Source organism: Halomonas sp. CSM-2 (assembly GCF_002119345.1).
In the GTDB taxonomy this organism is placed as follows: Bacteria; Pseudomonadota; Gammaproteobacteria; order Pseudomonadales; family Halomonadaceae; genus Vreelandella; species Vreelandella janggokensis.
In genome coordinates, this window is sequence record NZ_NBYR01000005.1 from 221,968 (window position 1) to 234,856 (window position 12,889).

Annotated in this window: 13 protein-coding genes; 11 read left to right on the forward strand and 2 right to left on the reverse strand. The window is 54.7% G+C overall.

All coding sequences use genetic code 11. The annotated features are described in order from the left end of the window. The first annotated feature begins 50 nt into the window (after positions 1-50). The 6 genes from B7L15_RS06010 to B7L15_RS06035 all read left to right on the forward strand — a co-directional run bounded on the left by B7L15_RS06010 (position 51) and on the right by B7L15_RS06035 (position 5,584). On the forward strand, positions 51-1,073 hold the full coding sequence (locus B7L15_RS06010; RefSeq protein ID WP_085918091.1) for a TRAP transporter substrate-binding protein: 1,023 nt from the start codon (positions 51-53) through the stop codon (positions 1,071-1,073). A 257-nt stretch (positions 1,074-1,330) separates the two neighbouring features. Beyond that, a complete protein-coding gene (locus B7L15_RS06015; RefSeq protein WP_085918092.1) occupies positions 1,331-1,909 on the forward strand; it encodes a TRAP transporter small permease in 579 nt (192 codons plus the stop codon). 30 nt (positions 1,910-1,939) lie between these two features. Then, positions 1,940-3,223 (forward strand): TRAP transporter large permease, encoded by a 1,284-nt coding sequence (locus tag B7L15_RS06020; protein WP_085918093.1) that lies wholly within the window; start codon positions 1,940-1,942, stop codon positions 3,221-3,223. Between the two features lie 21 nt (positions 3,224-3,244). Beyond that, on the forward strand, positions 3,245-3,688 hold the full coding sequence (locus B7L15_RS06025; protein WP_066316329.1) for a universal stress protein: 444 nt from the start codon (positions 3,245-3,247) through the stop codon (positions 3,686-3,688). A gap of 150 nt (positions 3,689-3,838) precedes the next feature. After that, complete coding sequence (locus B7L15_RS06030) at positions 3,839-4,519, forward strand: FKBP-type peptidyl-prolyl cis-trans isomerase (RefSeq protein WP_085918094.1); 681 nt, start codon at positions 3,839-3,841, stop codon at positions 4,517-4,519. Between the two features lie 3 nt (positions 4,520-4,522). Continuing rightward, positions 4,523-5,584 carry an alpha/beta fold hydrolase gene (locus tag B7L15_RS06035; protein WP_085918095.1) on the forward strand — a complete coding sequence of 354 codons (1,062 nt, stop codon included), beginning with the start codon at positions 4,523-4,525 and terminating at the stop codon, positions 5,582-5,584. Here the strand turns inward: B7L15_RS06035 and B7L15_RS06040 are convergent. After that, positions 5,581-6,174, reverse strand: coding sequence for an SCO family protein (locus B7L15_RS06040; protein ID WP_085918096.1), 594 nt, complete (start codon positions 6,172-6,174; stop codon positions 5,581-5,583). The two genes, B7L15_RS06035 and B7L15_RS06040, sit on opposite strands and share 4 nt — an antisense overlap. Positions 6,175-6,290: 116 nt before the next feature. On the opposite strand from B7L15_RS06040, the gene B7L15_RS06045 reads away from it, so the two are divergent. From B7L15_RS06045 to B7L15_RS06060, 5 genes are all read left to right on the forward strand, one after another. Continuing rightward, complete coding sequence (locus B7L15_RS06045; RefSeq protein WP_085918097.1) at positions 6,291-7,208, forward strand: AEC family transporter; 918 nt, start codon at positions 6,291-6,293, stop codon at positions 7,206-7,208. After that, positions 7,205-7,555: a hypothetical protein gene (locus B7L15_RS19525; protein ID WP_176243640.1), complete on the forward strand. Its 351-nt coding sequence runs from the start codon at positions 7,205-7,207 to the stop codon at positions 7,553-7,555. Before B7L15_RS06045 ends, B7L15_RS19525 begins: the two co-directional genes overlap by 4 nt. Next, positions 7,507-8,493, forward strand: coding sequence for a 2-hydroxyacid dehydrogenase (locus B7L15_RS06050; RefSeq protein WP_085918098.1), 987 nt, complete (start codon positions 7,507-7,509; stop codon positions 8,491-8,493). The genes B7L15_RS19525 and B7L15_RS06050 overlap by 49 nt, the downstream gene beginning before the upstream one ends. A 567-nt stretch (positions 8,494-9,060) precedes the next feature. Beyond that, complete coding sequence (gene kdgD, locus B7L15_RS06055) at positions 9,061-9,984, forward strand: 5-dehydro-4-deoxyglucarate dehydratase (RefSeq protein WP_085918113.1); 924 nt, start codon at positions 9,061-9,063, stop codon at positions 9,982-9,984. A 24-nt stretch (positions 9,985-10,008) separates the two neighbouring features. Then, entirely contained in the window at positions 10,009-11,001 is a 993-nt protein-coding gene (locus B7L15_RS06060; RefSeq protein WP_085918099.1) for a TRAP transporter substrate-binding protein, read from the forward strand. Positions 11,002-11,385: 384 nt separating this feature from the next. On the opposite strand, the gene B7L15_RS06070 is transcribed toward B7L15_RS06060, so the two are convergent. Continuing rightward, positions 11,386-12,639, reverse strand: coding sequence for an IS256 family transposase (locus B7L15_RS06070; RefSeq protein WP_085918100.1), 1,254 nt, complete (start codon positions 12,637-12,639; stop codon positions 11,386-11,388). Positions 12,640-12,889 lie beyond the last annotated feature (250 nt).

Here is a 12,889-nt window from a genome sequence, read left to right on the forward strand (position 1 = left end):
GATTCCTGCGCACTCGTACAGCGCGCTTACCACTGCAAGGGGAACACCGCATGAAGGCAAGCAAGTTAGTAACGACGGCGAGCGTCAGTGCACTGTTGGTTGGTATGTCGGGCGTCGCTCAGGCAGACAACTGGCGTTACGCGCACGAAGAATATGAAGGTGATGTTCAGGACGTTTTCGCCTATGCGTTCAAAGAGCACATCGAAGACAATTCCGATCATACCGTCCAAGTCTATCGCTTTGGCGAGCTGGGCGAGTCCGATGACATCATGGAGCAGACCCAGAACGGTATTCTCCAGTTCGTCAACCAGTCGCCTGGTTTCACCGGCTCGCTCATCCCTGAAGCACAAATCTTTTTCATTCCCTACCTGCTTCCCACCGACGAAGAAACCGTACTTGAGTTCTTCGACGAGAGCGAAGCCATCAACGAGATGTTCCCAGAGCTTTATGCTGAGCAAGGCTTAGAGCTACTGCAAATGTATCCGGAAGGTGAGATGGTCGTGACGACCAACGAGCCGTTCACCTCTCCCGAGGGGCTGGATAACAAGAAAATCCGTACCATGACCAACCCGCTGTTGTCGGAAACCTACGACGCGTTCGGGGCTACGCCAACGCCGTTGCCCTGGGGTGAAGTCTATGGTGGCCTACAGACCGGCGTTATCGACGGTCAAGAAAACCCGATTTTCTGGATCGAGTCCGGCGGTCTGTATGAAGTGTCTCCGCACCTGACCTTTACCGGTCACGGCTGGTTTACCACTGCGATGATGGCCAACCAGGACTTCTACGAAGGTCTTTCCGAAGAAGATCAGCAACTGGTCCAGGAAGCCTCTGAAGTGGCTTATGATCATACCATCGAGCATATCCAGGGCTTAGCCGAAGAATCGCTTGCCAAAATTCAGGAAGCCTCTGATGAAGTCACCGTCACGCGTTTGAATGAAGAGCAGATTCAGGCCTTCCGTGAACGTGCGCCTCAGGTTGAGGAAGCATTTCTGGAAATGACCGGTGAGCGCGGTGAAGAGTTGCTCAATCAGTTCAAGGAAGACTTGGAAGAAGTCTCCAGCGACGAAGAATAAGCAGCCCTCGCCATACAAGGTGCTGCAACGGAAGGACCAAAGGGGCGGCCAGCGGCTGCCCCTTTCTCATATGATCAATAGCAATATCAATTCGCTTGTTGGAAAGTAATTCGTTCATCCAGCGTTGAACCAGTAACGTTGGGTTACCGCTAGGCTAATTATGTTAGCCGTGGATGGCACAACAATTTCCGGCATTTAGATCGGTGTGGAAAGGTGAAATCGCTAGCGCAAGGCTGCGTGATAAAAGGAGTCCGGCCATGACCGAAGAAGAGTCTGAGAAAAGCTACCGCTCTGGCTTGCCCGGTTTTTTAGGGGTGATTGATACAGCTATCAGCAAATTAGAAGCCGTCATTTTGGCGATGGGTGTTTTGCTCATGGCTCTGAATACGGTCACTAACGTGGTTACACGCTTTGTGTTCGGCCACAGCATCATGTTTACAGGTGAGATTAACCGTATCCTGATTATCATGATTACGTTTGCCGGTATTGGCTACGCCGCCCGGCACGGTCGGCATATTCGCATGTCGGCCATCTACGATGCCCTCCCCACTGGAGGTCGCAAATTACTGATGATCGTCATTGCCTTGTTTACCTCGATGGTCATGTTCTTTTTGCTTTACTACTCGGTGTTTTACATCATCGATTTGTATAGCAAAGGGCGCGTGCTGCCATCCTTGGGGCTACCCATCTGGATCATTTATCTCTGGGTACCGATGGGCTTTTTGATTACCGGCATTCAATACCTGCTAACGGCAATTAAGAACATGACCTCCCGGGATGTGTACCTCTCCACCGGGGTGGTGGATGGTTATAAAGATACCGAAACGGAAGTCTAACGCAGGGCAACGCTGCCTAGGGGAACCGCTATGACGACAATAATGGTCACTACGATGATTGCCCTGCTGTTGCTGGGCTTTCCGATGATGATCCCGTTGATCACCGCCTCGGCCATTGGCTTTTACATGATGTTCAACGGGCTGGGGCAGATGGAAACCCTGATTCAGCAGATGATGGCGGGGATACGTCCCGCATCGCTGATCGCGGTACCGATGTTTATTCTGGCCGCCGATATCATGACCCGGGGCCAGTCAGCCAGTCGGCTGATCGACATGGTCATGTCGTTTATCGGCCATGTGAAAGGCGGCCTGGCCGTCAGCACGGCCGCTTCGTGTACGCTGTTCGGGGCAGTGTCGGGATCGACGCAGGCCACGGTAGTGGCCGTTGGTTCGCCGTTGCGGCCGCGTATGTTGAAAGCGGGGTATTCGGATTCGTTCACCCTGGCGTTGATTATCAACTCCAGTGATATTGCCTTTTTGATTCCGCCGAGTATCGGCATGATTATTTACGGGGTCATTTCAGGTACGTCTATTGGTGAGCTGTTTATTGCCGGGATCGGACCTGGCTTGATGATTCTGATGATGTTCGCTGCCTACAGCATGATTTATGCGACGGTGAAAAACGTCCCTACCGAGCCAAAGTCGACCTGGGGAGAGCGCGGTAGGGCCGTGCGCATGGCGCTTTGGCCGCTGGGTTTCCCGGTCATTATCGTTGGCGGTATTTATGGCGGTATTTTCAGCCCCACTGAAGCTGCTGCGGCCTGTGTGCTGTATGCCGTCTTCCTCGAGTTCCTGGTATTCCGTTCGCTGAAAGTGAATGATATTTACGCCATTGCCAAATCGACGGGCTTGATTACCGCCGTGGTGTTTATTCTCGTGGCCGTGGGTAACAGCTTTTCGTGGATCATCTCGTTTGCGCAGATTCCCCAGGCGATTCTGGAGGCAGTGGGCGTCAATGAAGCAGGCCCCACCGGCGTGCTGATTGCCATTTGTATCGCGTTCTTCGTGGCATGCATGTTTGTCGACCCGATTGTGGTGATCCTGGTACTGACACCCATCTTTGCGCCAGCAATTGCCTCCACCGGGCTGGATCCTGTTTTGGTCGGGATTTTGATTACCCTGCAGGTGGCCATCGGCTCGGCGACGCCGCCCTTTGGGTGCGATATCTTTACCGCCATTGCGATCTTCAAGCGCCCGTATTGGGATGTGATCAAGGGCACCCCGCCGTTTATCTTTATGTTGATTCTGGCGGCCGTGCTCCTGATCATGTTCCCGCAAATTGCCCTGTTCCTGCGCGATATAGCGTTTCGCTAAGTCGTCACAAGGAGAACGCCAATGTTCAACCGCATATTAGTGCCGGTGGATGGCTCCAAGGGCGCCCTCAAGGCGCTTGAGAAAGCCGTAGGCCTGCACATGCTGACCGGCGCAGAGCTGTACTTGCTATGTGTGTTCAAGCACCACAGCCTGCTTGAGGCATCGCTTTCCATGGTGCGGCCCAGCAAGCTGGACATTCCTGACGATGCGTTGAAGGAGTACGCCACGGAAATCGCGGTACACGCCAAGTCCCATGCGATAGAGATGGGGGCTGATAGCGGGAGCGTGCGGGCCTTCGTCAAGGGAGGTCGACCATCGCGAACCATCGTTCGCTTTGCCCGCAAACGTGAGTGTGACTTGATCGTTATCGGTGCCCAAGGCACCAACGGCGATAAAAACCTGTTGTTGGGCAGTGTTTCCCAGCGAGTGGCAGGCTCAGCTCACTGCCCCACGATGGTGGTGTAACGCTCTTCCCCGGAGATATCGCAGGGTAATAACACCCGCCGCCTCGGCAGATGCAGCCTGGGGCGGCGGGTGTTACTCTTTTAAGTGTCCTTTCAATACGCATCCATTACCCTCATCACGGTGCTTCGCACCACGCAAAAAAGGTGTTCTATGAACGTAGCGATTTCCTCAACGGCCCTGGTTGGCTTACTACTGGTGGCTCCCTTGGCCGCTGCGGCGCCGGAAACAGAAGAAGAGCGTTTGGCCTATAGCCTGGGCGTTACGCTGGGTGAAAGCATGCAGGCCGATGTCGAAGACCTGGATATCGACACCTTTACCGACGGCATACGCGATGTGTTTGAAGGTAATGATCTGGCGCTTGATGAAGCGCAAATGAGCGAAGCATTGATGGCTTTTCAGGAGCAATCCATGGCGGCCCGCCAAGAGGAAGCGGCGCAAGCCAGTGAAGCGAACCGTGAAGCCGGTGAAGCTTTCCTCGCCGAAAACGCCGAGCGCGATGAGGTGACCGTCACCGAGTCAGGCCTCCAGTACGAAGTGCTTGAGTCAGGCGAGGGCGAGTCGCCTGGCCCCGAAGACACCGTCGAGGTGAATTACGAAGGCATGCTGCTGGATGGCACGGTCTTTGATAGTTCCTATGAACGCGGCGAGTCGGTCAGCTTCCAGGTCAATCAGGTAATCGAAGGTTGGCAAGAAGCCCTTCAAGCAATGAGTGTGGGCGACAGCTGGATGCTGTATATCCCTTCCGACCTAGCCTACGGTGAAAGTGGCCAGGGCCCGATTGGTCCCAACGAGGTGCTCACCTTCCGTGTAGAACTGTTGGACGTTGAATAAGTGATGCCATTGCCGTCGTGTCTATCTCCGCGCTGTTGGATCAGTGGGTTGCTGTTTATCGGTGGCTTGGAGGGAGCGACGGTTGTTCAGGCAGCGCCCGAGCCGTTAGCCGCGCTAGGCGCTGACAAGAGGGCTGTCAGCGTCGTGGGTATTTCGTCCGGTGGGTACATGGCCACGCAGTTGGCCGTGGCCTTTCCTGAGCGCTTCAGTGCAGTGGGCGTATTGGCGGCGGGCCCTTGGGGATGTGCGGAAGGCTCGTTAAGCCGGGCGCTGAGTACCTGCATGACGACATCGGGCGGCGAGCCATCCCTCGACAGGCTTGAAAATCGCCGTCGCCGCTACGAGGCGGCAGGTCAGGTGGGGCCACGGGAAACGCTCAGTCAATTAAGGGTGTTTTTGTGGCACGGCGAGGATGACGATGTCGTGGATCCTGATTTGGGCGATTTATTGGCAGCCCAATGGGAGCGCTGGCTGTCCGGTGCCGATCAGCTGCGCGTCGTTCGGCGTGAAGACACCGGCCATGGCTGGCCGGTCAGGCTGGACGATGAGTTGCCGCCTCCACGAGCCTTGGGCGACTGTCAGCAGGGGGGTGGCAGCTACCTGCTTGCCTGCGATGACGATGTCGCTGGGGCCATGATGCGCTTTCTGTACCCCGAGCGCGGAAGGAACGATGAGGGCCAGGGTCACTTAAGCGCCTTTGATCAGTCCGACTTCGCCGTGGCCGGGCTGGCCGATAGCGGCTTTGTTTTTATACCCGAAGGTTGCGAACAGGGCGGATGTCAGGTCACGGTGGCACTTCACGGCTGTCAGATGAATGAAGACGCGATTGGCGATGCATTTGTACGCCACAGCGGGCTCAATGACTGGGCAGCGTTGCATCAGCAGGTCGTGCTTTACCCCCAGGCGGAGAGCAGCATGATGAACCCTCAAGGCTGCTGGGACTGGTGGGGTTATGCCGAGCGTTCCTCACAGTTAGCCCCGATGCACGATACCCGTGAAGGCGTGCAGGTCCAGGCACTAGTGGCCATGCTGGAACGACTGCAAGCAACACCTGGGCAGGATTAACGACCCAGTTCATGCGATAGGGCAGCCGTAAGCCCTTGCGGCGTTGGCGAATACAGTACACGTTGCAAGATATCGCCGTCGCGGTCGACTAGGTAGAGTGATGAGCTATGGTCAATGGTGTACTCGATGGCGGAGTCGGGCGCCTCAACGCGCCGCGTAATGACTCCGTAACGGGACATCACGTCATTCAGTTCGGCCTGGTTGCCGCTGGCCCCGATAAAGTCCTCGCCGAAAAACGCCAGGTACTCTTCGAGCCGTTTCAGGGTATCGCGCTGGGGGTCGACGGTGACCATGACAGGCACCACTTTTTCGCGTTGCGAGGCTGAAAGCTCAGCCAGCGCCTGGCGCTTGACCGACTGCGTCATAGGGCATACGTCAGGGCAATAGGTATAGCCGAACGACAGCAGCGCAATCTGGTCATCAGCAAGCTGGGACAGCGAAAAGTCGCCTCGGGTGGACGGCAGTTCAATCTCACCGCCAGGCGGCATGTCGCTTTGCGGCGTCAGCGTGGCCTTGTAGAACACGGCACCACTCGCCACAACCAGTGCGGCGGCAGCGCCGACACCAAGCCATAGTTTCGGATAGGCCATGGTATCTCCCTGCAGGCGATGAACTCGACCCTATTGACGACTGGGTAGCTATGTTCATAGTAACAGTAAACCCGCACCTGTCACGGCGTGGGCCAACAAAAGGATAAGGAAGTCCAATGGCAAGCATTAGCGGTGCCCTCGGCCCCCTGTTTCTATTGATCTTGCTGGGCGCTGCGCTGGGCGTCAAACGCTGGCCCAGCGATACGTTCTGGCCGCACATGGAGAGGCTGATCTACTTTGTGCTTTTCCCGGCCATGCTGGTGGCGACGCTGTCGACAGCGGATGTCAGCCAGGTGCCGGTGACCCGCCTGGCGCTGGTGCTGCTCGGCGCGATGGCCGCGTTTGGGCTGCTGCTCTGGCGGCTGCGCGCAAGATTGAAGCTGACGCCGGCGGCATTTACCTCGGTGTTTCAGGGCGCGGTGCGTTTCAATACCTATGTGGGCGTTGCCGGGGCGGCGGCCCTGCACGGCAGCGCCGGCGCCACCACCGCCGCCGTGGCGGTGGCGCTGATGGTGCCAGTGGTCAATATCATGTGCGTGGCCAGCTTTGTTGCCGCCGGCACGCTCGGCAACGCCAGCATTGGCAAAAGCATCATGGCACTGATCAAGAACCCCCTGATTCTGGCGTGCTTGCTGGGTATTGTGTTGAATCTTTCCGGCATAGGGCTGCCGGGCTGGAGCCACGATACCGTCGATCTACTAGGCCGTGCTGCCTTGCCGCTTGGGCTGGTTGCTGTGGGGGTGGCATTGCGCCCGGCAGCGCTGCTGCGCGTTGATCGTGGCGTGCTGGCGACGAACAGCGTCAAGCTGTTGCTGATGCCTGCGTTAGTGCTGGGGCTTGCGTGGCTGGTTGGCCTGGATACGGTGAGTCGCGACGTCGCGCTGTTGTTTGCCGCACTGCCCACGGCGACGTCAGCGTATATTCTGGCTCGCCAGCTGGGTGGCGATGCCGAATTGATGGCTGCGATCATCACCGGTCAGACGCTACTGGCGATGCTGACGCTACCGGTTTGGCTTCAATTGGCGAGCGGATGAAAAAGCAAATAAAAAATATTCGTATTTGTGTTGACGAGGTAAATGAGAACTATTACATTGTGATTGTGGCGTTTGATGAGACGCCACAGACCACGACAGATTTGGCAATCATTACCACTTTCCTGTCATGGTTTCTCCCTCTCATTGCTAGTCACGGTCTTTTGCCGCTCCTCTGGAGCGGCTTTCTTTTTTCTAATAACCACTTTCTTGATCCTTGCCAACAACGCCCTGCGCTGTTCAGGCAGATAATAGGCGCTTTGCCTATGCTGACCTTGAAACCTCGACAGGAGCAACCGCCATGCGCATCGCCGTGTTTAGCGCCAAGCCTTATGACCAAACCTTTCTGACCCTTGCCAATGAGGACAAGCATCACGAGCTGAGTTTTTTTGACGTGCGTCTAAACGCTGATACGGCGATGCTGGCGAGAGGCTATGAAGGGGTCTGCGTGTTTGTGAACGACCATCTGGATTCCACCGTTCTACACCTTCTTCACGACAGCGGAACACGGCTGGTGGCGTTGCGCTCGGCGGGGTTCAATCATGTCGACTTAGCGACCGCCGAACAATTGGGCATGACCGTCGTACGTGTGCCCGCCTATTCACCCCATGCAGTCGCGGAGCACGCGGTAGCCCTGGTGCTAAGTCTTAATCGAATGACTTACCGTGCCTACAATCGAGTGCGCGAGGGTAACTTTTCCCTGGACGGCTTGTTGGGGTTTGACCTGCATGGCAAAACCGTAGGCGTGATCGGAACTGGCAATATTGGGTTGATCTTTGCCGATATCATGCATGGCTTTGGCTGCCGTATTCTGGCCAGCGATCCTTTTCCAAACCCAGACGCCAAAGCGTTTGTGGAGTATGTCCCTCGGGAAATACTCTTTGCGCATGCCGATATTATCTCACTGCACTGCCCGTTGACGCCTGACACTGATCACCTGATCAATGAAAAAGCGATAGACCAAATGAAGCCCGGGGTTATGCTGATAAACACAGGGCGAGGACGCGTGGTTGATACTCAAGCGGTGATCGCCGGGTTAAAAAGCGGCAAAATTGGCCGCTTGGGGTTGGATGTCTACGAAGAAGAAGAGCAGCTGTTCTTCGAAGACTTGTCCCAGGGCGTGATCGATGACGATCAGTTTATGCGACTTACGACCTTCCATAACGTGCTGATTACTGGTCATCAGGCGTTTTTTACCGACGAAGCGCTCGCCAATATTGCAGAGACGACGCTCGAGAATATTGATGCCTTTGAAAGTGGAGATGGCACATTGCATCGGCTGGTATAACCGAACCGACGTTATGCTGCCGAATCATTGATAAAGGGTATTCTGAGATTTTAAATAAAAAGCATTCGCATTTTACTTGACGGTGTAAATGAGAACTATTACATTGCGATTGTGGCGTTTGATGAGACGCCACAGACCACGACAGAGTTGGCAATCATTGCCAGTTGACTGTCATGGTTTCTCCCTCTCATTGCTAGTCACGGTCTTTTGCCGCTCCCCTGGAGCGGCTTTCTTTTTTGGGCCTTGGTCACCCAACTGACCCACACCGCTGCCTCCGCCCGGCGTTGTGAGCAAGTTCTCTTATCCCGCTATACAACCTCGTCTTTTCTCACTAAGTCACTATCAATTCAGATGTTTATCTTTGCGATAGGCTTAAGTGGGGTACCCGAAGCGTAAGCGATCAGCCTTCAACTTTGGTTGTATTTTGTGCCATGTGCCTTGCCTGATTGGATCATGAGGCTTAACTTCTCATTTGTACGATGTATGACAACTAGACGGTTGTCACGATTTAGAGCCTCGCGAATGGGTGTTGGCACACTTCAACGAGGGAAGCATGAGGATGGTGGCGTGAAGTTTTCCAAACAAGACGTAATACAAGCGATCGGTGATGGCCTGCTCTCGTTCCCGATAACYGACTTCGATGACAACGGCCAGTTTGATGAAGCCAGCTACCGTGAGCGGCTAGCCTGGTTTATTAGCCATGATATTTCCGCCGTGTTTGTGGCGGGCGGCACCGGTGAGTTTTTCAACCTATCGCTGGAAGAGTACCGCCGTATCGTTCAGGTGGCGGTTGAGGTCATTGACGGCAAGCTTCCCGTGATTGCCAGCGCCGGTTTGAGCGTGGCGACAGGTAAAGCCTTTGCCAGTGCCGCCGAAGAGGCCGGCGCCGATGGCATTTTGCTGATGCCGCCCTACCTGACCGAGTGCCCGCAAGACGGCCTGGTCGATTACGCCCGGCAAATTTGTGACTCAACGGCAATTAACGTTATCTACTACAACCGCGGTAACGGCATTCTCAATGCGACGTCTGTTCAGACGCTGGCGGATGCCTGCCCGAATCTGATTGGCCTGAAGGACGGCAAAGGCGATATTCAAGCGCTGAACAAGATCGTCAAGACCGTGGGCGACCGCCTGACCTATATCGGTGGCGTGCCTACCGCCGAGATTTTCGCCGAAGCGTATCTTTCCATCGGTGTTAATACCTATTCCTCGGCCGTTTTCAATTTTGTTCCCGATWTGGCGGTGGCTTTCTATCGAGCCCTCCGCGCAGGGGACAGCCGTGTCGTTAAGCAAATTACCCAGGACTTTTTTATCCCGTTTATCGATTTGCGTGATCAAAAAGCCGGGTATGCCGTGAGCCTGATCAAAGCCGGTGCCGATATTATTGGCCGCCCGGCGGGAGAGGTGCGCGCGCCTTTAACGATGCCCACGTTGGAAGAATGCGAACACCTTTCGCGTTTAATTGAGCAACAAAAACACAATAACTTATAACTTTTCCTGTAAGAGGAGAGCGTCATGTACAACTACAAGATCAACGTTTCACTAGCCACTATCGCGACGGCAAGTGTTTTGAGCGCACTATCGTTTTCAGCACAAGCCGCTGAGTGGCGGGGCTGGAATATCCATCCTGAGGGTTACCCTAACTCTGATGCGCTGGAGTCGTTTGCTGAAAAAGTGGCGGAAAGAACTGAAAACCGCATTGAACCACGCCTCTACCACAACGCCGTATTAGGCGATCAGTCTGATGCGATCGAGCAAACGCGTAATGGTGCCCTCGATTTTGCTAACTTCAACATGGGGCCGATGGGTCCGATCGTAAAAGAGACCAACGTGCTCTCGCTGCCTTTTCTGTTCAACAATCGCGAGCATATGTATGAAGTGATGGATGGTGAGATCGGTGATCGGTTTGCTGCTGCGTTGGAAGATGAGGGGTTGGTGGCGCTTTCCTGGTTCGAGTCCGGCGCGCGCAGCCTGTACAACACTGAAAGGCCGGTTGAAACACCTGAGGATGTAGAAGGCTTAAAAATTCGAGTAATGAACAACGACCTCTATGTCGAAATGATTGAGGCAATGGGTGGCAACGCAACCCCCATGTCGTACGGTGAGGTTTATCAATCGCTGAAAACAGGCGTACTTGATGGGGCGGAAAATAACTTCCCATCGTTTGAATCAAGCAACCATTACGAGGTTTCACAATATTACTCGTTAACTGAGCATCTGATTATTCCAGAGTGTCTGTGTGTTGCTAAATCAACGTGGGATTCGCTATCTGAGGAAGATAAAACCATTGTTGAAGAAGAGGCTTTGGCAGCAGCGGAGCTACAACGTGAGCTTTGGTCAGAAGGGTCGAAGGAAAGCCGAAAAATCGTCGAAGAAGCAGGCGTTGCAATTAATGAAGTGGAAGACAAGCAGGTTTTTCAGGATATGATGCAGCCTCTTTACGATGCGTTCATCGAAGAAAACCCGGATCTTGAATCATTAATCACGGATATCCGAGAAACCATCTGACGATCCGAATACGCTCCCTGTTCTCTTGGGCAGGGAGCAGTAGGAGATAACTGTGAACGCCAACTCTGATACTCATCAGGACCCGAACGATAAACAAACCAGTCTTCTAGACAGAGTGCTAGATAGTGCAGCTGTGGGTTGTTTGATCATTGCAGGCATTTTATTAGTGCTGCTAATTATTTTATTTGGGTGGCTTGTGTTTGGGCGGTATGTACTTAATGACACGCCTACCTGGGTAGAGCAGGCATCACTATTAATTGTTGTGTACATCACTTTTCTAGCCCGGATTTCTCACAGGGTATAAAAGAAAGCGGCTGAAAGTGCTATGATTTCAAGAACCTAACCAATCCATCAAGAGTTATTGTCAAATCTGGTGTATGACCATCAGGCGGCGTCTCTGCCAGTTTGATCATCCACCTGCTCTCCATCCCGAAACTGGACGTTGTCCACGACCAGCTTCAGTTGGTCGAACCCCTTGATCCGCTTCCAGCGTTTTTGGGCGGATTGGAGTAATTTGAACACCATCGATAAGGTGGTGTCGCGAGAGCCGCAGGATCGGCTCTGCTTGGTTCTTAACCGCACGGTGGCGAAGGTGGATTCAATCGGATTGGTGGTCCGCAAGTGAATCCAGTGAATGGCCGGGAAATCGTAGAAGGCCAACAGCTCGTCCCGGTCCTTCTCAAGGTTTTCCATGGCCTTCGGGTACTTGTCCTGAAACCGCTTCAACGTGCTGTCAAAGGCCTTGTGTGCGCTGTCACGGGTCTCCGCCAGATAGATCTCGTGCAAGGCTGACTTCACTTTCGGTTGTACTGACTTGGGCAGCTTGTCCAGTACGTTAGCGGTCTTGTGCACCCAGCACCGCTGGTGCCGGGTTTCCGGAAACACCTTGCTCAGCGCTTTCCAGAAGCCCAGAGCCCCGTCGCCTACGGCCAGCTTGGGCGCATAATCCAGGCCACGTTCCCGCAAGCCAGTGAGCAGCTCACGCCAGCTGGCTTCAGACTCCCGGTGGCCATCTTCAACAGCCACCAGCTCCTTGTGGCCGTGCTCAGTGACCCCAATGATCACCAGCAGGCAGAGCCGGTCATCCAGGCGGACATTGCTGTAGACACCGTCCGCCCACCAGTAAACGTAGCGCTTCTGGCCCAGGTCACGGTGACACCACTCCTCGTGCTCCTTCAGCCACTGGGCCTTGAGCCGGGTCACCGTATTGGCGGACAACCCCTTGGCCTGCTCACCGACCAAGGCGTTCAGAGCCTCCTGAAAGTCGCCAGAGGAGACCCCTCGCAGGTAGAGCCAAGGGATGAGCTCATCCAGACTCCGAGCCCGCTTCAAGTACGGCGGCAGGAGCTGGCTGTTAAAGCGAATGCCGGAGCCGCTGCGGTCTCTGACCTTGGGCACCTGAACGTCAACATCCCCAACGCCTGTCTGGATTGTGCGCTTGGGTAGGTGTCCGTTGCGCACCACAGCTTGGCGCCCATCAGGTGTTGAAACATCGGCATACTGGTTCAGCAAGCCCTGAAGCTCCGACTCGACCGCCTTGGCAATCAGGTCACGGGCACCCTGACGGATCAGCTCGTGCAATGGGTCGGTGGTGGCCACCTCTGGTTGTGAAAGAGCGTGCAGGTTAGACTTGGACATGGCGTATCATTCCTCTGTTGGTTGTGATCTTGGCGGTGATCAACCAACAGGATACGCCACCCCTTCAGCCTGCTTCCATACACCAGAAATCACCATAGCTCATCCATCAAGCACCAACAGCCGCTTCCAAAATGGTACCTGAAAAACTGACCTTCTCGCCACTCTCACGCCGCCAAATTGAAGCCGACTTTTCCGGGGGCCACATTACGTCGGACGCCGGATTACTCCTGCTTCGTGAAGTCGATAAACA

What these genes read in the sequence shown, in the direction of transcription:
- B7L15_RS06060 (WP_085918099.1), top strand. Translation starts at nt 10,009, where the DNA reads ATGTACAACTACAAGATCAACGTTTCACTAGCCACTATCGCGACGGCA.
- B7L15_RS06050 (WP_085918098.1), top strand. Translation starts at nt 7,507, where the DNA reads ATGCGCATCGCCGTGTTTAGCGCCAAGCCTTATGACCAAACCTTTCTG.
- B7L15_RS06070 (WP_085918100.1), bottom strand. Translation starts at nt 12,639, where the DNA reads ATGTCCAAGTCTAACCTGCACGCTCTTTCACAACCAGAGGTGGCCACC.
- B7L15_RS06015 (WP_085918092.1), top strand. Translation starts at nt 1,331, where the DNA reads ATGACCGAAGAAGAGTCTGAGAAAAGCTACCGCTCTGGCTTGCCCGGT.
- B7L15_RS06040 (WP_085918096.1), bottom strand. Translation starts at nt 6,174, where the DNA reads ATGGCCTATCCGAAACTATGGCTTGGTGTCGGCGCTGCCGCCGCACTG.
- B7L15_RS06025 (WP_066316329.1), top strand. Translation starts at nt 3,245, where the DNA reads ATGTTCAACCGCATATTAGTGCCGGTGGATGGCTCCAAGGGCGCCCTC.
- B7L15_RS19525 (WP_176243640.1), top strand. Translation starts at nt 7,205, where the DNA reads ATGAAAAAGCAAATAAAAAATATTCGTATTTGTGTTGACGAGGTAAAT.
- B7L15_RS06010 (WP_085918091.1), top strand. Translation starts at nt 51, where the DNA reads ATGAAGGCAAGCAAGTTAGTAACGACGGCGAGCGTCAGTGCACTGTTG.
- B7L15_RS06030 (WP_085918094.1), top strand. Translation starts at nt 3,839, where the DNA reads ATGAACGTAGCGATTTCCTCAACGGCCCTGGTTGGCTTACTACTGGTG.
- B7L15_RS06020 (WP_085918093.1), top strand. Translation starts at nt 1,940, where the DNA reads ATGACGACAATAATGGTCACTACGATGATTGCCCTGCTGTTGCTGGGC.
- B7L15_RS06045 (WP_085918097.1), top strand. Translation starts at nt 6,291, where the DNA reads ATGGCAAGCATTAGCGGTGCCCTCGGCCCCCTGTTTCTATTGATCTTG.
- B7L15_RS06035 (WP_085918095.1), top strand. Translation starts at nt 4,523, where the DNA reads ATGCCATTGCCGTCGTGTCTATCTCCGCGCTGTTGGATCAGTGGGTTG.